Origin of the sequence: Rhizobium sp. Root1212, assembly GCF_001424985.1 — a bacterium.
GTDB lineage: Bacteria > Pseudomonadota > Alphaproteobacteria > Rhizobiales > Rhizobiaceae > Pararhizobium.
Genome location: NZ_LMDA01000006.1, coordinates 62215 through 84758, shown reverse-complemented (window position 1 = coordinate 84758; position 22544 = coordinate 62215). Strand labels below are relative to the sequence as shown.

Below are 22544 nucleotides of genomic sequence, written 5' to 3'. Positions count from 1 at the left end.
GAGAATAAACAGAGGTGAACGCAATGAAACTGACCCTTATCCTGTCTGCCGCGGTGCTTGCGGTTTCGCTGCAGCCGGCAAACGCCGCCGACAAGCTGCGCATCGCCACCGAAGGCGCCTATGCGCCGTGGAATTTCTCCGGCCCGAACGGCACGCTGGAAGGTTTCGAGATCGATCTCGCCAACGATCTCTGCAAGCGCATGAACAAGGAATGTGAAATCGTCGCCCAGAACTGGGACGGCATCATCCCGTCGCTGACGGCCGGCAAGTACGACGCGATCATGGCCGGCATGAGCATCACGCCGAAGCGCGAGGAAGTCATCGCCTTCTCCAAGCCCTATGCGGCTGCGATCAACTCCTTCGCCGTGCTCGGCGATGGCGATCTCGCCAACCTGCCGATGGCCGGCAAGCCACTTTCGGTGGATTCGGAGGCCGCAAAGCCCGTCCTCGAACAAATCGTCAAGCTGATCGAGGGGAAGGCCGTCGGCGTCCAGGGCTCGACAACCGCGTCATCCTTCGTGGAGCAGTATCTCAAGGGTGCGGATGCCCGCGAGTACAAGACGACGGAAGAACATAACCTCGATCTCGTCGCCGGCCGTCTCGATGCGGTCGTTGCCAACGCGACGGTGCTGTCTGCCGCGCTCGAAAAGGAAGACATGGCCGGCGTGAAGCTCTCCGGTCCGCTGTTCTCCGGCAAGGTGTTCGGCATGATCGGCATCGGCCTGCGCAAGGAAGACACCGCCCTGAAGGCCGATTTCGACAAGGCGATCGAAGCGGCTCGCACGGACGGCACGATCAAGACGCTGTCTGAAAAGTGGTTCAGGCTCGACGTCAGCCCGCAGGACTGACGAAATCCCGCGTCCACCGGCAATGCAGGTGGACGCATCCTTCTTCTTCAATGTCTCAGATTGCTGGTATGCAAACCTTACCTGATCAGGAAATCGTCGTCGTCGGAGGCGGCCTTGTTGGTGCGGCCGTCGCCTGGGGGCTGGCGCGCAAGGGATTGCGCCCGCTCGTGCTCGACGGAGAAGACCTGGCGCACCGCGCCTCGCGGGCGAATTTCGCGCTGGTCTGGGTGCAGGGCAAGGGCCTCGGTGCGCCCCATTATGCCCGCTGGACGATCGGCTCGGCGAAGCTGTGGCCGTCTTTTTCAGAAGAGCTGAAGGAGACCTCCGGCATCGATGTCGCGCTCCGGCAACGGGGCGGTTTCACCTTCGCGCTTTCCGAAAGCGAGATGGGGATGTGGAGCGGGGAGGTCCGGTCGGTTGCCGCGGCCCTCGGCGAGGATGCGCCTGAGCATGTGTTGCTCGATCATGCCGGTACGGCGCGCATGGTTCCGGCCATCGGCAAGGATGTGGTTGGGTCTATTTATTCGCCGATTGATGGCGATGTGAACTCGTTGCGGCTCTTCCGGGCGCTGCATGCCGGCATGGTCAATCTCGGTGCGAGCTACCGCGCCCACAGCGACGTCACCGAAATCCTGCCGAAGGCCGGTGGGTTTCTGCTGAAGGGAGCGTGGGGTGACGTCTTTGCCGGCCGCGTGGTGCTTGCGGCCGGAAACGGCAATGCGCGGCTTGCGCCGATGGTCGGACTGTCGGCGCCGACGCTGCAGAGCAAGGGGCAGATCCTCGTGACCGAGAAATGCGAGCCGTTCTTTCCTTATACCTCGACCACGCTGCGGCAGGCAGATGAGGGCGGCGTGATGATCGGCGACAGCCAGGAAGCTGATACCAGCTCGATCGCCACCAGCCAGGATATCAGCAGCGTACTTGCCAGCCGCGCGGTGCGCACCTTTCCGCAGCTTGCCAATGTGAATGTGCTGCGCAGCTGGGCCGGTTTCCGGGTCAAGACGCTGGATGGACTGCCGATCTACGAGGCATCGCCGGATCATCCGGGCGCCTATGTCGTCATGTGCCATTCCGGCGTGACGCTGGCCGCCAATCATGCGCTGCGGATCGCCGATGCGATTGCCGGCCGAGCCGCCACGCTTGCCGATGCGCGCTTTTCCAGCCGGAGGTTCCATGTTTCGCAGCATTGAAAGCCCGAAAAGCCGGGTGAGGGTCATTGTCGATGGCAGGGAGATCGAGGCGGATGTTGCGGCAAGCGTTGCTGCCGCGTTGCTCGGCGCCGGTATGACGGCGGTGCGTCGCAGCGTCGTCGGTGGCGAGCCGCGCGCACCATATTGCCTGATGGGTATCTGCTTTGAATGCCTCGTCACCATTGATGGTGTGCAGAATCGTCAAGCCTGCATGGTTCCCGTCCGCGACGGCATGGTGATTTCCTCGCAACGCGGGGCACGGACGATGGAAGTAGGCGGCCAATGACAGTGCAGATGATCCGCAATGCAGAAGACCTGGCCGAGCGCTACGATATCGCCATCGTCGGTGCCGGCCCCGCCGGCATGGCTGCCGCGACCGAATGTGCCAAATTCGGCCTCAGGACAATCGTCTTCGACGAAAACTCCGAAGCGGGCGGCCAGATTTATCGCGCTATCACCCGTAATACGCCCGCCGCGCGCCCCTACCTCGGTCGGGATTACTGGCGTGGTGCCAGCCTTTGGGAGGCATTCGTCGCCACCACGGCAAGTTACGTTCCCGCAGCTGCCGTCTGGAGCCTTGAACAGCAGGACGAAGAGGCGGAACTGCGCGTTTCCGTTTCCGGTCGCAGCATGATTGTTCATGCCAAGCGCGTGATCCTCGCGACGGGCGCGACGGAGCGGCCGATGCCGGTGCGCGGTTGGACGTTGCCGGGCGTCATGTCCATCGGCGCCGCGCAGATCGCGCTGAAATCCGCCGGTCTCCTGCCGGAGGGGCGGGCGGTGCTCGCTGGCAGTGGCCCGTTGCTTTATCTGTACGCCTCCCAGGTGCTTGCCGCCGGAGGCGTGATCGATGCCATTCTCGACACCACGCCGCGCCGCTACTGGTTGCAGGCCGCGCCGCATCTCCTGCCATTTCTCATATCCCCCTATGTGTGGAAGGGCTTGGGCTTGATCCTCAAGGTGACGCGCGCGGTGCGGGTATTCCGTTCCGTCACCGCGCTGGAAATCAACGGCAAGGACCGCGCTGACGGTGTGACGTTCACGGCTGGGGGCAAGACGGTTTCGCTACCTGCGAAAAGCGTCTTTCTTCATCAAGGCGTCATCCCCCACGCAAATCTCGCGAATGCCGCTGGCTGCGAAATGGGCTGGAACGATCGGCAGAAATGTTTTGCACCGGTTGTTGACCGGCAGGGCCGCAGCACCAAGGCTTCGATTTTCATCGCCGGCGATGGCAACGGCATTGGCGGCGCCCTCGTTGCGGAATTCGACGGACGCATTGCCGGTCTTGCGGCTGGGCTGGAGGTTTTGGGTAAAGAACCGTCCGAAGACCTGCGGCGCTACGGCCGTCTGCGGCAAAAAGCACTGCGCGGCCGGACATTTATCGATCTGCTCTACCAGCCGGCTCCGTCGTTCCGCGCTCCAGCCGAGGAAGACGTCATCGTCTGTCGCTGCGAAGAGGTTTCCGTCGGCGCCATCCGCGCGGCCGCCGACAGCGGTGTCGCGGGGCCGAACCAGCTTAAGACTATGCTGCGCTGTGGCATGGGGCCGTGCCAGGGCCGCATGTGCGCGGCGACCGTCACCGAAATTCTCGCGGATGCGCAGCAGCGCCCCCCTACTGAGGTCGGGACCTATCGCCTGCGCCCGCCGATCAAGCCGGTGCCGCTTTCGGAAATCGCAGCGCTCCCCCACACGCCTGATGCGGTCTACGCCGTCACGGGCACCCATTCCGAACACTGAACCAGAAAGGTATCGAAAATGGTCCAACGTTCCCTGAAAACCCCGATCATGCACCGCGTCGTCGAGCACAATGGCATCGTCTATGTCGGCGGCACGACCTGTGACGATGAAAGCCTCGACATGGCCGGCCAGACCCGTGAAATCCTCGCCAAGCTCGACCGCTACCTCGCCGAAGCCGGCACGGATAAGTCGAAGCTCCTGACGGCGAGCATCTTCGTCACCGATCTCGGTAAGAAGCCGGAGATGGACGCCGTCTGGAAGGAGTGGCTCTCGCCGGAAATCCTGCCGACCCGCGCCACCGTCGGCGTTGCCGATCTTGGTGGAGAGACGATGATCGAGATCGTCGTCTCGGCTTACAAGTAGGCGAACATCGTTCCGCAATGCTCAGACTTGAGCCCGGCATAGCACTGCGCTGCGCCGGGTATTTTTCAGGCGGCCGGTTGATCCTCGAGATGGCGCAGGTGGATGTCGGCCTGTTCGGCGTGTTCGACGAAGCCCTTGGTGATGGAGAAAAGTGAGCATAATGCGCGCTTCATCTTCGCGACCAATTCCGACCTCGCCAAACGGGTGGAGGCCGGCACGTTCCGGGCGGACCTCTATTTCCGCATCAATGTGATCCAGATCCATCTCCCGCCGCTGGTCGAGATCGTGCTCGATTACGCCGGCCGCGACTGGCTGGCGGAGAAGGGCTGGGATCCGGCCTTATGGTGCGCGCCCTTTGAAACGGCCGATCCAGCGCTATGTACTAATCCGCTGGCGGAAATGATCCTCGCCGGCGAAGTACGAGACGGCACGAGCGTTCGTATCTCCGCCATCGACGGCGACATAACCTTCAACGGCAAGAAACCGGAATTCGTCCATGAGGGCGAGTTCGACATGATTTGACCCATTTCAACCCAGGGAGAAAGACATGAGCGACAAGGTCAAAGAAAACATGGACGTCATCGGTGCCGACGGCGTGCATGTCGGCACGGTCGACCGCGTGGAAGGCAACCGCATCAAGCTGAAGAAAAGCGACAGCTTCGGTCACCATGAAGGCCACCACCACTATATCGAGATGGGTTTCGTGGCAGGCGTGGAAGGTGACAAGGTGCGCCTGTCGGCCAATGCCGATATCGCCGTGACGCTGGAAGAGGAAAAATCCGGCCGTCCGGTCGATCTCTGACAGCTCCGGGGCGGCTTTCCTCCGGCCGCCCCAGTTCCTGCAGCGCAGGATATCTCCATGGAAAACTACGATCTCTACCTGAACCCCGCAAAACCGGCGATCGGCCTTTGCGTGCGCGCCGGCGCGGGCCTTTCCGATCTTGCCGATGCGAAGGATTGGGTTTTCGGTGGCACGGTGGAGAAAGACTCGCTACCGTCCGAGGTGGTGAAGGCCGTCGAGGCCAATGGCCACGCCTTCCGCGACATGGACTGATCCGCCACGGTGGCGGACCGGTCCCTGCCCAGACAGTCTCCGGCGAATGGATAGAATATGGATGCAACAGTGCCCTCGGTGGTTCCCCAGCCGGTCGCGACCCGGTTGACGCGAGCCGCTATTTTCCTCGTGGCGACGCTTGCGTCGGGCCGCGAGGCCGAAGCGGCGGTGCGCAAGCTCTCCGCCAACCTTTCCGGCCTGCTGCGCGCCGTCGGCTTCCGCGATCTCGAAGGCGGTCTTTCCTGCGTGATGGGCATCGGCTCGGAGGCCTGGGACCGGCTCTTCGGTGCGCCGCGCCCCAGGGATCTGCACCCGTTCCGCGAGATCCGCGGCAGCCATCACGCGGTCTCGACGCCCGGCGACCTGCTGTTCCACATCCGCGCCACGCGCATGGATCTCTGTTTCGAGCTGGCGGCGCAGATCATGAAGCGGCTGGACGGCGTAGTCGAGGTCGTCGACGAGGTGCACGGCTTCACCTATTTCGACGACCGCGACCTGATCGGCTTCGTCGACGGTACGGAGAATCCGGTCGATGCAGCCGCCGTCGCGGCGACGATCATCGGCACGGAGGACCCGGATTTTGCCGGCGGCAGCTATGTCATCGTGCAGAAGTACCTGCACGATCTTCCGGCCTGGAACCGCGTGCCGGTCGCCGAGCAGGAACGGATCATCGGCCGCGAGAAGCTCTCCGACATCGAACTCGACGACGTGGCCAAGCCGAGCTATGCCCACAATGTCCTTACCTCCATCGAGGAGAACGGCGTACCGCTGGAGATTCTTCGCGACAACATGCCCTTCGGTGATGTCGGCAAGGGCGAGTTCGGCACCTATTTCATTGGCTACGCGCGTTCACCGCATCGCATCGAGCGCATGCTGGAGAACATGTTCATCGGCCTGCCGCCGGGCAATTACGACCGGCTGCTCGATTTCAGCCGCGCCGTGACCGGCACGCTGTTCTTCGTTCCCCCGGCCTCGTTCCTCGATGCGGTGACGCCCGATGCCGTGCCTGCGGCGGCGACACTGCCGGCAACCGAACCACCGCCATCGCAGCCCGGCGGATCGCTCGGCATCGGCTCTCTCAGGAAAGAGGCTTCCCATGAATAACCTGCATCGTAAACTCGCACCCATTTCCGAGGCGGCCTGGGCGGAAATCGAGGAGGAGGCGGCACGCACGCTGAAGCGTCACCTTGCGGCCCGGCGTGTCGTCGACATGGTCGGCCCGTCCGGCCTTGGCCTTGCGGCGGTCGGCACGGGCCATGTCGCGCCCATCACGCCGCCTGCGGAGGGCATTCAGTCCGTCACCCGCGAGGCAAAGCCGCTCGTCGAGCTGCGCGTGCCCTTCCAACTTTCGCGCAGCGCCATCGACGATGTGGAGCGCGGGGCGCTCGACAGTGACTGGTCGCCGGTCAAGGAAGCGATGCGCAAGATCGCCTTCGCCGAGGACCGCGCCGTGTTCGACGGCTATGCGGCGGCCGGCATCGGGGGCATCCGCGTGGAGGCGAGCAATCCCGCCGTGCCGCTGCCGGCCAGTGTGAAGCGGTATTCGGATGCGGTGGCGCGGGCGGTCGGCCAGCTTCGCCTTGCCGGTGTCGAAGGTCCCTATGCACTCGTTCTTGGGGGCGATGCTTATACGGCGGCCAGCGGCGGCAGCGACGACGGCTATCCCGTTTTCCACCATATCGAGCGGATCGTCGACGGGGGCATCATCTGGGCGCCGGCCATCGAGGGCGGCCTTGTCCTGTCGCTGCGTGGGGGAGATTTCGAGCTGACCGTCGGGCAGGATTTTTCCATCGGCTATCTCAGCCATTCCGCCACGACCGTCGATCTCTACGTGGAGGTAAGCGTCACCTTCCGCACGCTGACGACGGAGGCGGCCGTGGTACTTGCGCCGGAGCAGCCTCAAACGTGATCTGAAACAGCGGGAGAGCCGGGATGGCGGAAATGGACGCGCATCACGTCGTCATCGTCGGCGGCGGCTTTGGCGGACTGGAGGCGGCCCGCCATCTGGCGGCAGGCCCGTTCCGCATTACGGTGCTCGACCGGCGCAATCATCACCTCTTCCAGCCTTTGCTCTACCAGGCGGCGACGGCGTCGCTCGCCCTTTCGGAAATCGCCTGGCCGATCCGGTCGCTCCTCAGCCGCCATCAGAATGCGACGACGCTGCTCGGCGCGGTCATCGGCGTCGATACGATCGGAAAAGCCGTGCTGATCGAGGACGGGCGGCGGGTGTCCTATGACACATTGATCCTCGCCACGGGTGCGCGCCATGCCTATTTCGGCCATGACGAATGGGAGCCTCACGCGCCGGGGCTGAAAACACTGGAGGATGCGACGACGATCCGCCGACGCATCCTTGCCGCTTTCGAGCGGGCGGAGTGGCAGACCGACGACACGGAGCGCCGGCGCCTGCTGACCTTCGCCATTATCGGCGCCGGCCCGACCGGCGTGGAGCTTGCCGGCACCATCGCAGAACTGGCCCATGCGACTCTACGGCGGGATTTCCGCAACATAGATACGCGCGAGGCCCGTGTGGTGCTTGTCGAGGCAGGTCCGCGCATCCTCTCTGCTTTCACCGAGGATCTTTCCGCCTATGCTCAGCAGGCGCTTGCCCGCCTCGGCGTCGAGGTGCGCACCGGTCATGCGGTCTCGCAATGCAGCGCCGAAGGTATCGAACTTGGCGGCGAGTTTTTGCCCGCGGCGACGATCCTTTGGGCAGCGGGTGTTGCCGCCTCGCCGGCGGCTGAGTGGCTGAAGGTGCCGGCCGACCGGGCAGGGCGGGTCATCGTCGCGCCGGATCTTTCCGTTCCCGGCTTTCCGGATATCTTCGCGATCGGGGATACGGCCCATGTTGCGATAGGGGAGGGCAGGACGGTGCCGGGCATCGCGCCCGCGGCAAAGCAGGAAGGCCGCTACGTGGCCGGCGTCATCCGAGCCCGCCATGAGCGCGATCCACTGCCGGGGCCCTTCACCTACCGCAACGACGGCAATCTCGCGACCATCGGCAAGCGGGCCGCCATCGTCGATCTCGGCTGGATCAAACTGAAGGGCCGGCTTGCCTGGTGGACCTGGGGCATCGCCCATGTCTACTTCCTGATCGGTCTGCGCAATCGCCTCGCCGTTGCGCTCAGCTGGCTGTGGATCTACTCGACCGGCCAGCGCAGCGCCCGCCTGATCACGGGAGCGAGGGCTGAAAAACCCGCAAAGGAGACCGGAATGAGCAGGCATTTTGCCATTGGCGATCACGTCACGTGGAATTCGGAAGCCGGCCATGTCTCGGGCACCATCGTCGCCATCCACACCCGCGACTTCGATTACAAGGGCCATACCCACCACGCGTCACCGGACGACCCTCAATACGAAATCAAGAGCGACAACACCGATCACATCGCTGCCCACAAAGGCGGTGCTCTCAATCACGCGTGACCGCCGGCTAGCCGGCAGGAACATCAAACGGGAGGGACGGAATGAAGAAGCCCATTTTCCTTGCATCGGAAAACTCCGCCGCCAGGCGCTTGCTCGGCAATGCCGGGATCACCGTCGAGGTGATGGCCGCCGATCTCGACGATCGTGCCCTGGAGGAGCCGCTCGAAGAGACGGGCGCATCCCCGGAGGATTTCGCCCTCGTTCTCGCGGAGGCCAAGGCGACGGAGGTGAGCGGGCGCTATCCCGGCCTGCTTTTTCTCGGCTGCGAGCAGGTTTGTTCTCTGGGCGACGAGATCCTGCATGCACCTGCCGACATGGAGGAGGCCCGGCGCCGCCTTCTCCTTCTGTCGGGCAAGACGCACCACGTCACAGTCGCCGCCGCGCTGGCGCGTGACGGCGAGGTTTTCTGGCGCCGGACCGATGTCGCTGGCATCGCCATGCTGAAGCTCGATCCGGGTTTCATCGGCCGCTACGTGGCCGCGATCGGCGTGCACGGTCTGCAAACCGCGAACATCTGCCGAATCGACGGTGCTGGGCTCCAGCTCGTCGAGGCGATCGAGGGCGACGCTTTCACTGCAGCCGGAGTGCCGATGCTGCCTTTGCTGGCGGAACTGCGCCGGATCGGCGCCATCGATTTTTGAGGCCGCCGGCGTGCCGATGCCTTGCGTGAGCGACTGAAGAGGAAATCACATGGCCGTCGTGATCTTCATTGTTCTGCATATCCTCGTCGTGGGCGTCGCCGCCGCGCATATCCTCCTGCGCCCGCATCGGCAGCCGGAATCGCGAGCGGCTTGGCTCGTGATGGTCATGGCGCTGCCCTATGCCGGTGCGCTTGCCTATCTCTTCCTTGGACAGACGAATGTCGGGCGGCGGAGGGTGGGTCGTCTGAAAGGGGCCTTCCACGACTTGCCGACCCCGCAAGAGGCGGCGGGATGGCCGCTCCCGCCGTTGAAAGCGGAGGCACATGAGGCGCTGTTCGCCGTAGGGCGATCGATCAGCTTCTACCACCCCATCGGCGGTAACAACGCTCGCCTGATGGAGAATTCGAACGCTGCCATCGATGCGATGGCGGCGGATATCGATGCGGCGACGGAGCACGTCCACCTGCTTTTCTATATCTGGCTTGCCGATGGCAACGGCACCAAGGTCGGCGAAGCGGTGCAGCGCGCGGCGCGGCGAGGTGTCGCCTGCCGGGTTCTCGTTGACGATCTCGGCTCGCGCGATCTCGTGCGCGGCCCGCTCTGGCAGGACATGGCGGCGGCCGGCGTGGAGGTCCGCCGGGCATTGGTGATCGGCAACCCGTTCCTGCGCGCGATGACCGGCCGCATCGACCTTCGCAACCATCGCAAGATCGCCGTCATTGACAACCGCATTACCTATTGCGGCAGTCAGAACTGCGCCGATCCGGAATTCCTGCCCAAGGCGAAATTCGCGCCGTGGGTCGATGTGCTGATGCGCTTCGAGGGGCCGGTGGTGCGCCAGAACCAGCATCTGTTCGCAAGTGACTGGATGGGCAATGGCGGCAGCGATATCAGTGATCTGCTACGCCAGCCGATGGAGGCCGTACAGCCCGGCTTCACCGCCCAGGTGATCGCCACGGGGCCGACGTTCCGCAACTCCGCCATGCCGGAAATGTTCGAGACCCTCATCTATGCGGCGACGCGCTCACTCTTCGTCACGACGCCCTATTATGTGCCGGATGCTTCCCTGCAAGCCGCGCTCTGTGCCTGTGCCAACAGGGGCGTCGACACCACAATCGTCTTTCCCGCACGCAACGACGATTTCGCCGTCGCAGCGGCGAGCCGAAGTTATTACGCCGATCTCCTTCGCGCGGGCGTGAAAATCTTCGAATACGAAGCGGGGCTGCTGCACGCCAAAACCCTCACCATGGACGGCCAAATCACGCTGATCGGCTCGGCGAACATGGACCGACGCAGCTTCGACCTCAATTACGAAAACAACATTCTCGTCGAGGACGCTGACCTGACCGCCGCTCTCCGCGCTCGGCAGGAGACCTATCTCGCGCGATGCCGACGGATTTTGCCGGAGGAGGTCGATGCATGGACTATTGGGCGGCGCCTGTGGAACAACGCTCTCGCCATCGTCGGGCCGGTTTTGTAGCGTTCGCCACGTATTCCGAGGCGACAAGGAGACTCGAATGGCGACGATGAATGTATCCCTGCCGGACCCGATGAAAGACTGGGTCGAGGCAAAAGCCAAGTCTGGTCGATATTCAAACCTAAGTGATTACGTTAGGGATCTTATCCGCAGAGACCAGGTCCGCACCGACAAGATTGCTGAGATGCAACGGTTCGTCGATGACGGGATCGGAAGTGGCGTTGGAACCCGTTCGAAGGATGAGTTGTTCGCCGCAGCCGTTGCGCGAGCCGAGAGCCCTCGCGGACACGACTAATGCAATTTAGCCCTTCTGTCGAAGCAGAAGAGGATATCGTCTCGATCGCCGAACAAGGCGTCCGCGCCTTCGGATTCCTGGTCGCCCAACGATATCGCGATGAGATCTTTACCGTGCTCGAACTCATAGCACTTCGAGGATGGCCGCAGATCAGTAATCTCCAGCCAGTTGTCTGATGAGGGGGCAATTCCTCGGAAACAATTTTCCGTTCCGTCGGAAATACATACCTGTGTCAGCCAATCGCATGCAGGACTTAACGGTCGGCAGTTCAGATCCTATCAAGACCCGGCATCCTGGTCCGAAATAGGGACAAACATTCCAAGCTTGATCTCCTTGAGGACGACATTGGTATGCATGCGCTTGATTTGCGGGTTTTCCGACATCAGATGGGCAGCTATCTCGTCATAGTGACCGACATCCCGTGCGGTGATGATTGCGACGAGGTCCACCGCGCCGGTTACATAGTAAACCTGCTGAATGTGCTCCTGCTTTGCCAGCCATGCGCGAAACCGCGATAGCGCGTCGTAGTTCTCCCGCTCGATTTCCATGCCGGTGATGAATGTCATCGGGTTTCCGGCAACCTTGCGGTCCACGAGTGCGATCTCGGCGGTGATGATGCCGGTTTCGCGCATTCTTTTCAGCCGCCGCTGGACGGCGGACGCCGAAAGGCCGACGCGGTCGCCGATTGCTTCCGCCTTCATCTGGCAATCGACCTGAACGATGCTCAGGATCTTGCGGTCGAAATCGTCAATCGCTTCCATCGTTCACTCCTTGCGGCGTATTCCTGCATGATATCGCTTCTTCGCGCTGTCAAGCAGCCTTAGTGGGTGATCTGGTGCCGAAAAGCCTCACGATCGGCCGATTTTATACGGAAACTGCGCATTCGTCCCGCTGGATTGCGAAACGGCCAGAGTTTTGGCCGTTTCGTTCGCTTCCGGCTGCCATTCCGCCCGTCCAAGCTTCCTCTATCGCACAAGATGGGAAAAGGACATGGCGCAATACAACATCGCTCTCATCGGCTTCGGCGGGGTCAACCGCGCGCTGGCCCAGCTGATCGCCGAGCGTAACGAACGCTGGCAGACGGAGCTTGGCTTCGGCCTCAATATCGTGGCGGTGACGGATCTCCATCTCGGCTCCGTCATCTCGGCAAACGGCATCGACGCGCGGATGCTGATCGAGACGCAATTCGATAAGGGCGGCTTTTCGCGCTTGTCTGGCGGATCGGCCGAAGCCGATAGCGAGAGGGTTATCCGGCAGGCACCGGCAGACATCATCGTCGAGGCCACCTTCACGAACCCGACAACAGGCGAGCCCGCGATTTCGCATTGCCGCTGGGCGCTGGAAAATGGCCGGCATGTCGTCACGACGAACAAAGGGCCGGTTGCGCTCGCCGCAAGGGAACTTGAGGCTCTGGCCCGGCGCCGGAACCTCCGGTTTGAATATGAGGGCGCGGTGATGAGCGGTACGCCCGTTCTGCGGATGGCGGAGACGACGCTCGCCGGTGCGGGGCTCAATGGCTTCGAGGGCATTCTCAACGGAACCTCCAACTTCGTGCTCGGTCGCATGGAGAATGGGCTCGGCTTTCAGGACGCGGTCGCTGAAGCGCAAGCCCTCGGTTATGCGGAGGCGGACCCCACTGCCGATGTTGAGGGACACGACGTCCGCTTGAAGGTCGTCATCCTTGCGAACCAGTTGCTGGGCGCAAGCCTTGCGCCGGTGGACGTGGCCTGCAAGGGCATATCGGCGCTCGGGCCGGAAGACATTGCCGCTGCCGCCGGCGAAGGCACGCGCTGGAAACTGATCGGCAGCGCCGTTCGCGGCGAGGACGGACGAATCAAGGCATCCGTCACCCCGCGCCGGCTGGCGCTGGACCATCCTCTCGCGGGCATAAACGGCGTGACAAACGCTATCTCCTTCATGACGGAAATGCTCGGCGCCGTCACCGTAACGGGGCCAGGCGCCGGCCGCATCGAAACCGCTTATGCGCTGCTTTCCGACATCATCGCCATCCATCGTGCCGCATCGTCTCGCCAGAACAAGGAAGCCGCCGAATGACCGCCGCGATGAGACGTGAGGTCGGAGACGTCAAGGAACTCGGGGTTTTCAATCCCTATGACGGGTCTCTGGTCGGTCGCGTCGCGGTTACGCCCGCCGATGCGATTGATGTCCTTCTGGCGCGCGCTCGCGACGGGGCGGCGGCGGCGCGGTCCCTGCCGCGCCATCGCAGGGCGACAATACTTGAGACGGCCGCGCAGCAGATCGACGCGACTTGCGAGGATTTCGCCCGCACCATCGTGCGTGAAGCCGGCAAGACGATCGCCCAGGCGCGTAAGGAAACGCTACGCTGCATCAACACGTTGAAGCTTTCCGCAGACGAGGCGCGGCGTAACGCAGGCGAGATCGTACCCTTCGACGCCTATGCCGGCTCTGAGGCGCGCCAAGGCTGGTTCACGCGAGAACCCCTCGGCATCATCGCGGCGATAACACCTTACAACGACCCCTTGAATCTCGTGGCGCACAAGCTCGGCCCGGCGATTGCCGGCGGCAATGCCGTGCTTCTCAAGCCGTCCGAGCTTGCTCCGTTCTCGGCCTTGAAGCTGGTCGAGACGCTCATCGCGGCGGGTTTGCCGGAAAGCGTGATAACCGTCGCTGTCGGCGGTGCGGATCTCGGCCATGCGATCGTCTCGGCCCGCCCGGTACGGATGGTTTCATTTACCGGCGGTTTTGCGACGGGCGAGGCGATCACGCGCGCTGCGGGCCTCAAGAAACTGGCAATGGACCTCGGCGGTAACGCGCCGGTCATCGTCATGGCGGACTGCGATCTCGACAAGGCCGTGGCGGCCTGTATCTCAGGCGCCTATTGGGCCGCGGGCCAGAATTGCATCGGCACGCAACGTATCCTCGTCCAGGCAGGCTGCTACGATCGGTTCCGGGACGCTTTCGTCGCAGGAACGAAAAAACTTCGCGCAGGCGACCCTGAACTCGAAGGCACGGATGTCGGCCCGATGATTTCCGTATCCGCTGCGGAAAAGGCAGAGGCCGCCGTCGATGCCGCGCATGCACGCGGCGCGCGGATTTTATGCGGGCATTGGCGCGCCGGCGCGCTCTACCATCCTACGATCCTTGAAGCGGTTCCGCGAGATGACCGGCTTTGGCGCGAAGAGGTCTTCGCTCCCGTCGTGGTTCTTGAGCGGTTTGAGACACTTGACGAGGCGATAGGCATGGCCAACGAGCCTGACTACAGCCTGCATGCCGGCATTTTTACCGGCAACCTTGCTCATGCGCTTGCCGCGGCGGATGGCATCGAGGCCGGCGGCGTCATGATCAACGATTCCTCCGACTACCGCTTCGATGCCATGCCGTTCGGCGGTTTCAAGCATGGCAGCATGGGGCGCGAAGGCGTGCGGTTCGCCTATGAAGACATGACCCAGCCAAAGGTCGTCTGCATTAATCGGACTTGATGCGGGTTTTCCACGATTTTTACCCAAAAAGAGCGGCAATAACCCTTTTTGACTTTAAATAGCGCGGATGAGCCGCGCCCGGTGTCGGTACACTCTGGCCTGAAAGCCGGACAAGCGCGGGGAATGAAGCTGATGGCCATCGACAAGCCTTGTGCGTTGCGGGTGGAAGACGTGCACAAGAGCTACGGAATTCACGAGGTGCTGAAGGGGATCTCCCTTTCCGCAAACAAAGGCGATGTCATCTCGCTGATAGGCTCGTCCGGTTCGGGCAAGAGTACCTTCCTGCGCTGCATAAACTTCCTGGAAATTCCAGACAAAGGCCGGTTCCTCGTCAATGGCGAGGAGATCCAGCTTCGCACCGGACGGGATGGGCGCGCGCATCCGGCGAACTGGCGCCAGATCGAGCGTGTCCGCACGGGGCTCGGCATGGTCTTTCAGAGCTTCAACCTCTGGGCGCACATGACCGTGCTGGAGAACGTCATCGAAGCGCCGGTTCATGTGCTCGGCGTCAAGCGCGGGGAGGCTGTCGAGAAGGCCGAGGTCCTGTTGCACAAGGTCGGCCTTTTCGAGAAGCGCCATGCCTATCCGGCCTTCATGTCCGGCGGCCAGCAGCAGCGTGCCGCCATTGCGCGCGCGCTGTGCGTCGATCCGGCGGTGATGCTCTTCGACGAACCGACCTCGGCGCTCGACCCGGAACTGGTGGGCGAGGTGCTGAAGGTGATCCGCGACCTTGCCGAGGAGGGACGCACCATGCTTCTCGTCACCCATGAGATGAAGTTCGCCCGGGACGTCTCCAGCCATGTGATGTTCCTCCATCAGGGGCGCGTCGAGGAAGAGGGTGCGCCCGCGCAGGTCTTCGGCGCGCCGGTGAGCGCCCGTTGCCGGGAATTCACCGCGTCGTCCCGTCATTGAACGCCAAATGCTCCAAGCCACAAAGAAGGGGAATGAAATGAAAGCAGCAATCCGTATTGCGGCGGGAGCCGTCGCTCTCGCCTGTGCAACGACCGCGGCCAATGCCGAAGTGCGTTTCGGGGTCATGAACGAAGCCTATCCGCCGTTCTTCACCAAGGACGCCAGCGGGACATGGATCGGCTGGGAAATCGAACTGATGGGTGCCGTCTGCGCGGAAATGAAGGAGACGTGCTCCATCGTCGATATGTCGTGGGACGGGCTCATCCCGGCGCTGCAATCGAAGAAGTTCGATGTGATCTGGTCCTCCATGTCGATCACCGACGAGCGCAAGAAGTCCATCGCCTTTACAGACAAATACTACAACACACCGAGCAAGCTGATCGGCGGGCAGGACGGCAAGACCGGAACCGCGCCTGAGGACGTGTCGGGCAAAACCATCGGCATCCAGGTCTCCACGATCCAGACCGAATATTACAAGAAACATTATGCCGGCGTTGCGTCCGAGAAAACCTATGCGACCCTCGACGAGGCATTCCAGGACCTTGCGGTCGGACGTGTCGACTATGTCTTTGGCGATTCCATCCCGCTCATGACCTTCCTGCAATCGGATTTCGGCAAGGGCTGCTGCGAGGACAAGGGCAACGTTAAGGATGACCCGGCAGTGCTGGGCCAGGGCATCGGCGGCGGACTTCGCAAAGAGGATACGGAACTTCTCGGCAAGCTGAACGCCGCCATTGCCGCCGTGCGCGCGAGCGGCAAATACGCCGAAATCTCGAAGAAATATTTCGACTTCGACCCCTACGGCGAGTGAGGCCATGATGAGGGCGCGTAAACGCGCCCTCGTTCCGTCCGCCGTCCATTTCCTGTGCCGGGGCAATCCGATCGATTGCCGGGGAGCCACCACCCATGTCGCCTAGTCTATCCATATGGGAGCTTCTGGCTCCCACGCCGCCCGGTTGGGGTGGCGTGCTCCTCACCGGGGCTGTCTCGACCGTGCTGATTTCGCTTGGCGCCTATCTGCTCGGCATCGGCATCGGACTTCTCGGCGCAACGGGCAAGCTGAAGGGAAGCCGTCCCGTCGTCGCGCTGCTTGATATCTATACGACCGCCGTGCGCGCCATTCCCGAACTGATCCTGATCATCGGCCTCTATTATGCCGGAACGGACGGGATCAACCGGCTGCTTACCGCGATCGGCCTGCCGTCGATCGAGATCAACGGCTTCCTGGCAGCGGTCATGGTGCTCGGAATCGTGCAGGGCGCCTACATGACCGAGGTCCTGCGCGGCGCGATCCTCGCCATTCCCATCGGCCAGATCGAGGCGGCCAGCGCGTTCGGAATGCGGCCATGGCTGCGGTTTCGACGCGTCGTGCTGCCGGCCCTGATGCCGAATGCCCTGCCGGGCATGGCCAATCTCTGGATGTCCGTCACGAAGGACAGCGCGCTGATCGCCGTCGTCGGCTATCAGGAGCTTGCCTTGGCCACGCGGCTGGCCGCGGGCAACACCAAGCACTATTTCCTCTTCTTCTTTGCCGCGGCGCTGCTCTATCTCGCGATAACTCTCCTCTCCAACCTCCTGTTTACCGGACTGGAACGCCATTTCCGGCGCGGCCAGCCCGTTTCGGCATAGGAGGCGATAATGGATTTCTCGTGGATTTCAGCCTATTGGCCGCTGATCGTCGCCGGCGCCGTGCAGACCGTACTGCTGCTCGCCATCTCCGTCGGGTTCGGCTTTCTCCTTGCCATCGGCCTGGCGCTTGCGCAGGTGATCGGCCCACGCTGGCTGCGCTGGCTCGCCAAAGGCTATTGCACGGCGTTCCGGGGTACGCCGCTGCTCATCCAGCTCTGGCTGTTCTATTACGGCGTGGGTTCGTTCCTGCCGATGATCCCAGGCCTGCGGGAAAGCATACTGTGGCCCATCGTGCGCGAGGGGTTCTTCTTCGCGGCGGTGAGCTTCACGCTCAACTATGCGGCCTACGAGGCTGAGGTTCTGCGAGGCGCGCTGCTCGCCGTGCCGAAGGGAGAACTCGAAGCCGGTCGGGCTTTCGGCATGCGCCCCTTAACGCTGCTTCGCCGGATCTGGCTGCCGCGGGCGATCCGCATCGCGCTGCCCACGATCGGCGGCGAGGTCGTTCTTCAGCTGAAAGCGACGCCACTCGCCTTCACCGTCACGGTGATGGATCTCTACGCCGTTGCGTACAAGATCCGGCAGAACACGCTTCTCGTTTACGAACCGCTGATGGTCGTGACCGTCTTCTATATCTGCCTCACCCTCCTCATCACGCGCGCTTTCCGTCTCGTCGAGCAGCAGGTGCCCATCCGGCGCTGATCGCGCCTCTTCTTCTGCCGTCGAGGCTGAAATCGATGCCGCATTACGCCACGCTGGGGTTCTGACATGACGCACGCTTCGCCCGCGCCTTACGGCGTTATCTGCGGCATTTCCGCGGCTTTGCGCCCAACCGTGCGGCCCAAGCCACCAATGGTCGACTAGAATGATGCAGACATGGCAGGGAGACGCCCGGTGACGGTAACGATGCGCACAACGGAAAAAACAGAATGCAGGATACCGGCGCCGGAGACGCTGTCTCTTTCCGCCGGCCTCGTCATCGATCCCTCGACGAAGGCGATTGCGCCGAACATTTCCATGTCGGTCAACAATCTGCTTTCCCCCGGCGACGGCGCCTTTTCCGCCGACGGTGTCGATGACCTGACCGCACTCCCCTATCTTTATGCGCGCTGGACGAATCCGACCGTTCGCCAATTGGAGCAGCGGCTCGCCGCTCTGGAGGGCGCCGACGACGCGCTTGCCACCGCGACGGGTGTTGCAGCGATTGCGGCAACGTTTCTGACGATCCTGAAGCAGGGCGATCACCTGATCCTCAGCGATGTCTGCTATGCCGGCGCAAACGAGCTCGCGCGCCGAATTCTGCCGGACTATGGAATCGAGGTGACGCCCGTGAACATGTCGCGTCCGCAGGACGTGGCCGCCGCCTTCCGGCCGAACACAAGGCTGGTCCATTGCGAAAGCCCATGCAATCCGATCCTGCGGCTGACCGATCTCGCGGCCATGGCGGCACTCGCCAAACGGCACGGCGCGCTGATGTCGGTGGATTCGACGCTTGCGACACCCGTCGCAACCCGGCCGCTCGCCCTCGGGGTGGATCTCGTCATCCATTCGCTGACGAAGTTCATAAACGGCCATGGCGATGCGCTGGGCGGTGTGGTGTGCGGCCGCAAGGATCTGATCGAGAAGATTCGATCGCGGGCGGGCGTCTATCTCGGCGCGGCGATGCCGGCCATGAATGCCTGGCTCATCATGCGCGGCGTGGACACGCTTTACCCGCGCATCCGGACCATCTCGCAGGCGGCCGGCCAGGTCGCCGCTTTCCTGCAGGACCATCCGTCGGTCAAGGCCGTCACCTATCCCGGCCTTGCCTCCCATCCCCAGCATGATCTGGCCAGACGGCAGATGGACGTGTTCGGCGGCATAATCGCCTTCCAGGTGGCTGACCCTGCGCGAATGGCGCAACAGCTTTCGGAACGGCTTCGCATCGCCCACTATGCCTTCTCGCTCGGCCATCAACGATCCATTGTCGTCTTGCTCGATACGAAGGAAATGATGTCTTCGACCTATCAGCTTGAAGGCGCGGCACTGGAAGACTACCGCCGCTTCGCCGGAGATGGGGTCTTCCGCCTGTCGATCGGCCTTGAGGCGGCCGGCGACCTTATCGGCGATCTCGATCAAGCCCTTTCCGGTTGAAAGGGTGCTGCATGGCGGTGTTCACCGATCTTTCCGAAAACGATTGCGCGGAAATCGCTGATGCCTTCAGGCTCGGCGCCTTGACGTCGGTGATCGGTATCGCCGACGGCGACGCTGAAACCACCTTCCTGTTCCGCGCGGAACGCGGTGAATTCATCGTGACGCTTTTCGAAACAGGGGCGGGGCCGGATGACCTTGAACAGGCATTTCGGACCATGGAGACGCTGGCGGCGGCTGGCGTGCCTTGCCCCAGCACCTGCCGCACTGAAACGGGTGCCGCCACGATCGATGTTTCCGGTAAGCTCGCCGCGGTTGTCGGCTTCCTGCCGGGGTCTTGCGCCGGTGAGGTGACGGCGGAGAAATGCCGCTCGTTGGGCGCGACCACCGCGCTCCTGCATCATACGCTTGCGCGACGCGCAAAGGGGCGCGGTTCGCTTCTGCCCACAGGGGCCGTGCATGGGGCGCTTGGCCGCGACAATGTTTTTTTCGTTGGCGAGGCCGTCAGCGGAATCATCAATTTCCGTCTGCGTCATGACGACGTGCTCGTGGCCGAACTGGCGGACCTCCTTGTTGGCTGGACGGCTCGGGAGGACGGAATGTTGGTTGCCGAGCTGTCTCGCGCCTTGCTCACGGGCTATGAAGAGGTGCGGCCGCTTCTGGCGTTGGAACGTCGCTCACTACCTGCTTTCGTCATGGCGGCGACTGCCGCGTCACTGGCGCAGGTTGACCGAAGTGCGGAGGTCGAGGTGAATGCGGTGCGCGCCCACCTCTCTGCGCGGGCGCTTCTGGAGGGTGGAGCTTCATGAAGCGCCTTCTCGACCGGGCGGACGATCGCATACTGTCGGAACTGGCGCGCAACGCGCGCATTCCCCATGCCGAGCTTGCCGAGAAGATAAACCTTTCCCGCAACGCCGTGCGCCAGCGCATCGAGCGGCTCGAGCGCAGCGGCGTCATCCAGGCCTATACCATCGTCACCGGTGACGGGAGAGGCGGCGGGGCCACCATGGTGGCGATGATGTTCGTCTATCGGCACGACCGGATGCGCGGCGGCGATGTGATCCAGGCGTTGAAAAGCATTCCCGAAGTCGTTTCCTGCGACGTGATGAGTGGCGAATTCGACCTTGTCGTGCGGGTGGAAGCCGGTACTGCCGATCGTATCCGGGAAATCTGGCAGGCGATTTCGGCTGTATCCGGCGTGCGCGATACGGTGACGGCCTTTGCTCTGTCATCGATGATCAAACGCTGAATTATTGGGAGAAGAAAGCAATGACCTCAGTCACAATACTCGATGGCGGCATGAGCCGTGAACTGGTGCGTCTCGGCGCCGAACTGCGGCAGCCGGAATGGTCGGCGCTCGCCCTGATGGAAAGTCCCGACATCGTCCGGCGCGTACATGAGGAATTCATAACCGCCGGCGCCGATGTCGTTACGACGAACAGTTATGCGCTGGTGCCGTTTCATATCGGCGAGGACCGCTTTCGCGAGGAGGGCCGAAGGCTGATTGCCCTCGCCGGGCGACTAGCGCGCGAGGCGGCTGATGCCGCGGGCGAGGGTACGGTTCGTGTCGCCGGTTCGCTTCCGCCGATCTTCGGCTCCTACGAACCGGAATTGTTCCAGCCCGATCGGGTGCAGGACTATCTCGCCGTGCTCGTGGAGGAGCTACATCCCTATGTGGATGTGTTTCTGGGGGAAACGCTCAGCCTGATCGCGGAGGCCGAAGCCGTTCAACACGCTGTTGCCGGAACGGGAAAACCGTTCTGGATTTCCTTCACGCTGCACGACGAGCCTGGGGCCGAGGCGAAGTCGCCGGCCTTGCGCTCCGGTGAAAGCGTCGAGGAGGCCGCGCGATGGATAGCCGGCTCCGGCGCCTCGGCGCTGCTCTTCAATTGCAGTCGCCCCGAGGTCATGCGGCAGGCGGTGGCCGTCGCCGCCGCCGTTCTTGCCGATTGTGGCCGCGCCGTCGCGATCGGTGTCTATGCCAATGCGTTCACAACGGACGAAGAGGGGGCGGCGAACGAATCGCTCCACGAGGTTCGCGGTGACCTCACGGATGATCGCTATGCGGGCTTCGCCTGTGACTGGGTCGAAAGCGGTGCCTCGATGATCGGCGGCTGCTGCGGCGTGGGGGCGTCGCACATACATCGGTTGAGGCGGCGATTGTTACAGGGTTGATTCGTCAAAGCGAGGTAGCGCTCAAATGCATATCCAATCGCGTCGCTCGTTCGCATCATATCAAGACCGAATCCCATCCGTCACAGGAGGGCCTGCACACAGGTCGATGACGATCAATACCGTTTAGAATCAATAGTCTCCGCCAAGTCGGGAAAATAGTTAACAAAGGGTTACCGGAGGCTCTGGACGTCACGCCCCATGAGCCTGCAGGAGGTGTTCGCGGCCGATTTTAGGGTTCACATCCCATCAAGAGCAAACTCAGGCTATCCCGCGGACGGTGATGTCATCGAGATGGACCCTTGACCGCGGACCGCTCGAGCGCCCATCGCTTTGGTTCCCGGCGGCGCCTGCTTTACGTGTGAAATTACCAATCGATAGGTTGGCCACTATAGGAAAAGAACCCGCCCGATTGTGAAGGGCTAAGGTTCGCGATGACATCCAGAAGTCTGCCCGCCGCATGATCCGGGGTTACGGTTTGGTGACCACTTGAATACGGTTGCGACAATCGCGTCGCGACGGTTCCCGGATGAAGTGTCACCACGATCGCTTCCGGATGCGTCCGAGCGATCTCAAGAGCTGCCGTCTTAATGATCTGATTTTGGGCCGCCTTGGCGGCTCGGTAGGACACCCACCCGCCCAACCGGTTGTCGCCGATAGAGCCGACGCGCGCTGATAAGGATGCGAACACACTCCGCATCTCACGGGGCATAAGCGGGTGGAAATGTTTTAGCAGAAGCGCTGGGCCTATGGCGTTGACACGAAACTGCGCCATCATCGCGTCGATACTCAGCGCCTTGATTGTCTTCTCAGGTACGTTGCCATTGATTACCAGCGCTCCAGTCGCGTTGATAATCAAGTCGAACGCCCCGTACCTGATCCGCAAGTTACTGGCGGCGTCGGCGATAGACGTCTCGTCACAGATGTCGAAACCATCCTCGCTTCGCGAGAGAGTCGCGACAGCGTCAAATCGGGGTTCAGCCCGCAAACGAGCTTCAAGTGCGCGGCCGATGCCGCCAGATGATCCGATAACAAGCGCTTTCAATAGACAGTTCCCAATTCAAACAGGATATCGCAGCACCCAGCGATGTCGCATAGTCGAGCCATTGCATAGGGCGCGAAACGCCATCGTGTTATTTGGTCTTGGTCGTAATCTTGAAAGCGACAACCACGACCAATTGAATTTCGTATCCCGTCGCCGGCGGCTCTTCCAAG

Annotated in this window: 27 protein-coding genes and 3 pseudogenes; 28 read left to right on the top strand and 2 right to left on the bottom strand. The window is 62.5% G+C overall.

Going from position 1 to position 22544, the window contains the following annotated elements:
- Positions 1 to 23 precede the first annotated feature (23 nt).
- From ASC86_RS09780 to ASC86_RS25660, 18 genes and pseudogenes are all read left to right on the top strand, one after another.
- The gene (locus ASC86_RS09780; RefSeq protein ID WP_056319842.1) at positions 24 to 848 is read left to right on the top strand and encodes a lysine/arginine/ornithine ABC transporter substrate-binding protein; all 825 of its coding nucleotides are present in this window, start codon (positions 24 to 26) and stop codon (positions 846 to 848) included.
- Between the two features lie 68 nt (positions 849 to 916).
- The gene (locus ASC86_RS09775) at positions 917 to 2038 is read left to right on the top strand and encodes an FAD-dependent oxidoreductase (RefSeq protein ID WP_056319839.1); all 1122 of its coding nucleotides are present in this window, start codon (positions 917 to 919) and stop codon (positions 2036 to 2038) included.
- On the top strand, positions 2022 to 2324 hold the full coding sequence (locus tag ASC86_RS09770; RefSeq protein WP_056319836.1) for a (2Fe-2S)-binding protein: 303 nt from the start codon (positions 2022 to 2024) through the stop codon (positions 2322 to 2324). Before ASC86_RS09775 ends, ASC86_RS09770 begins: the two co-directional genes overlap by 17 nt.
- Positions 2321 to 3775, top strand: coding sequence for an NAD(P)/FAD-dependent oxidoreductase (locus ASC86_RS09765; RefSeq protein WP_056319834.1), 1455 nt, complete (start codon positions 2321 to 2323; stop codon positions 3773 to 3775). The genes ASC86_RS09770 and ASC86_RS09765 overlap by 4 nt, the downstream gene beginning before the upstream one ends.
- A gap of 18 nt (positions 3776 to 3793) precedes the next feature.
- A complete protein-coding gene (locus tag ASC86_RS09760) occupies positions 3794 to 4138 on the top strand; it encodes a RidA family protein (RefSeq protein WP_056319831.1) in 345 nt (114 codons plus the stop codon).
- Positions 4139 to 4155: 17 nt separating this feature from the next.
- Entirely contained in the window at positions 4156 to 4293 is a 138-nt protein-coding gene (locus ASC86_RS25675) for a hypothetical protein (RefSeq protein WP_156386974.1), read from the top strand.
- Positions 4241 to 4354: pseudogene (locus ASC86_RS27005) on the top strand (hypothetical protein); the annotation flags it as partial. The gene ASC86_RS25675 and the pseudogene ASC86_RS27005, both read left to right, overlap by 53 nt.
- A gap of 60 nt (positions 4355 to 4414) precedes the next feature.
- A pseudogene (locus ASC86_RS25665) lies at positions 4415 to 4660 on the top strand (hypothetical protein); the annotation flags it as partial.
- 25 nt (positions 4661 to 4685) lie between these two features.
- Positions 4686 to 4940, top strand: coding sequence for a DUF2171 domain-containing protein (locus ASC86_RS09750; protein WP_056319826.1), 255 nt, complete (start codon positions 4686 to 4688; stop codon positions 4938 to 4940).
- Positions 4941 to 4997: 57 nt separating this feature from the next.
- Positions 4998 to 5192, top strand: a complete 195-nt coding sequence (locus ASC86_RS09745; protein WP_056319822.1) for a hypothetical protein — start codon at positions 4998 to 5000, stop codon at positions 5190 to 5192.
- 57 nt (positions 5193 to 5249) lie between these two features.
- Entirely contained in the window at positions 5250 to 6296 is a 1047-nt protein-coding gene (locus ASC86_RS09740; protein WP_200943794.1) for a Dyp-type peroxidase, read from the top strand.
- Positions 6289 to 7101 (top strand): family 1 encapsulin nanocompartment shell protein, encoded by an 813-nt coding sequence (locus ASC86_RS09735; protein ID WP_056319819.1) that lies wholly within the window; start codon positions 6289 to 6291, stop codon positions 7099 to 7101. Before ASC86_RS09740 ends, ASC86_RS09735 begins: the two co-directional genes overlap by 8 nt.
- 23 nt (positions 7102 to 7124) lie before the next feature.
- Positions 7125 to 8369, top strand: a pseudogene (locus tag ASC86_RS09730) (NAD(P)/FAD-dependent oxidoreductase); the annotation flags it as partial.
- 36 nt (positions 8370 to 8405) lie between these two features.
- Positions 8406 to 8615 carry a DUF2945 domain-containing protein gene (locus ASC86_RS26555; RefSeq protein WP_244477575.1) on the top strand — a complete coding sequence of 70 codons (210 nt, stop codon included), beginning with the start codon at positions 8406 to 8408 and terminating at the stop codon, positions 8613 to 8615.
- Positions 8616 to 8656: 41 nt separating this feature from the next.
- The gene (locus ASC86_RS09725; protein WP_056319816.1) at positions 8657 to 9256 is read left to right on the top strand and encodes a Maf family protein; all 600 of its coding nucleotides are present in this window, start codon (positions 8657 to 8659) and stop codon (positions 9254 to 9256) included.
- Positions 9257 to 9305: 49 nt separating this feature from the next.
- Positions 9306 to 10736: a cardiolipin synthase gene (cls, locus tag ASC86_RS09720; protein ID WP_056319814.1), complete on the top strand. Its 1431-nt coding sequence runs from the start codon at positions 9306 to 9308 to the stop codon at positions 10734 to 10736.
- 37 nt (positions 10737 to 10773) lie between these two features.
- Positions 10774 to 11028 (top strand): type II toxin-antitoxin system ParD family antitoxin, encoded by a 255-nt coding sequence (locus ASC86_RS09715; protein WP_056319811.1) that lies wholly within the window; start codon positions 10774 to 10776, stop codon positions 11026 to 11028.
- Positions 11028 to 11204 (top strand): type II toxin-antitoxin system RelE/ParE family toxin, encoded by a 177-nt coding sequence (locus ASC86_RS25660; RefSeq protein ID WP_156386973.1) that lies wholly within the window; start codon positions 11028 to 11030, stop codon positions 11202 to 11204. Before ASC86_RS09715 ends, ASC86_RS25660 begins: the two co-directional genes overlap by 1 nt.
- 102 nt (positions 11205 to 11306) lie before the next feature.
- On the opposite strand, the gene ASC86_RS09710 is transcribed toward ASC86_RS25660, so the two are convergent.
- Positions 11307 to 11789, bottom strand: coding sequence for an Lrp/AsnC family transcriptional regulator (locus ASC86_RS09710; protein WP_056319808.1), 483 nt, complete (start codon positions 11787 to 11789; stop codon positions 11307 to 11309).
- A gap of 229 nt (positions 11790 to 12018) precedes the next feature.
- On the opposite strand from ASC86_RS09710, the gene ASC86_RS09705 reads away from it, so the two are divergent.
- The 10 genes from ASC86_RS09705 (at position 12019) to ASC86_RS09660 (ending at position 21332) form a co-directional block, all read left to right on the top strand.
- Positions 12019 to 13083 (top strand): homoserine dehydrogenase, encoded by a 1065-nt coding sequence (locus ASC86_RS09705; RefSeq protein ID WP_056319807.1) that lies wholly within the window; start codon positions 12019 to 12021, stop codon positions 13081 to 13083.
- Positions 13080 to 14489, top strand: a complete 1410-nt coding sequence (locus ASC86_RS09700; RefSeq protein WP_056319803.1) for an aldehyde dehydrogenase family protein — start codon at positions 13080 to 13082, stop codon at positions 14487 to 14489. The genes ASC86_RS09705 and ASC86_RS09700 overlap by 4 nt, the downstream gene beginning before the upstream one ends.
- 132 nt (positions 14490 to 14621) lie before the next feature.
- Complete coding sequence (locus ASC86_RS09695) at positions 14622 to 15401, top strand: ABC transporter ATP-binding protein (RefSeq protein ID WP_056319893.1); 780 nt, start codon at positions 14622 to 14624, stop codon at positions 15399 to 15401.
- Positions 15402 to 15438: 37 nt separating this feature from the next.
- The gene (locus ASC86_RS09690; RefSeq protein ID WP_056319890.1) at positions 15439 to 16212 is read left to right on the top strand and encodes a transporter substrate-binding domain-containing protein; all 774 of its coding nucleotides are present in this window, start codon (positions 15439 to 15441) and stop codon (positions 16210 to 16212) included.
- 95 nt (positions 16213 to 16307) lie between these two features.
- Positions 16308 to 17030: an ABC transporter permease subunit gene (locus ASC86_RS09685; RefSeq protein WP_056319800.1), complete on the top strand. Its 723-nt coding sequence runs from the start codon at positions 16308 to 16310 to the stop codon at positions 17028 to 17030.
- Positions 17031 to 17039: 9 nt separating this feature from the next.
- Entirely contained in the window at positions 17040 to 17729 is a 690-nt protein-coding gene (locus tag ASC86_RS09680; protein ID WP_056319798.1) for an ABC transporter permease, read from the top strand.
- Between the two features lie 204 nt (positions 17730 to 17933).
- On the top strand, positions 17934 to 19160 hold the full coding sequence (locus tag ASC86_RS09675; protein WP_056319795.1) for an aminotransferase class V-fold PLP-dependent enzyme: 1227 nt from the start codon (positions 17934 to 17936) through the stop codon (positions 19158 to 19160).
- A gap of 11 nt (positions 19161 to 19171) precedes the next feature.
- Positions 19172 to 19966, top strand: coding sequence for a phosphotransferase (locus tag ASC86_RS09670; protein ID WP_056319792.1), 795 nt, complete (start codon positions 19172 to 19174; stop codon positions 19964 to 19966).
- Positions 19963 to 20406, top strand: a complete 444-nt coding sequence (locus tag ASC86_RS09665) for an Lrp/AsnC family transcriptional regulator (RefSeq protein WP_056319789.1) — start codon at positions 19963 to 19965, stop codon at positions 20404 to 20406. The genes ASC86_RS09670 and ASC86_RS09665 overlap by 4 nt, the downstream gene beginning before the upstream one ends.
- Positions 20407 to 20426: 20 nt before the next feature.
- Entirely contained in the window at positions 20427 to 21332 is a 906-nt protein-coding gene (locus ASC86_RS09660; RefSeq protein WP_056319788.1) for a homocysteine S-methyltransferase family protein, read from the top strand.
- Between the two features lie 364 nt (positions 21333 to 21696).
- On the opposite strand, the gene ASC86_RS09655 is transcribed toward ASC86_RS09660, so the two are convergent.
- Positions 21697 to 22374, bottom strand: a complete 678-nt coding sequence (locus ASC86_RS09655; RefSeq protein ID WP_244477573.1) for an SDR family NAD(P)-dependent oxidoreductase — start codon at positions 22372 to 22374, stop codon at positions 21697 to 21699.
- Between the last annotated feature and the right edge of the window lie 170 nt (positions 22375 to 22544).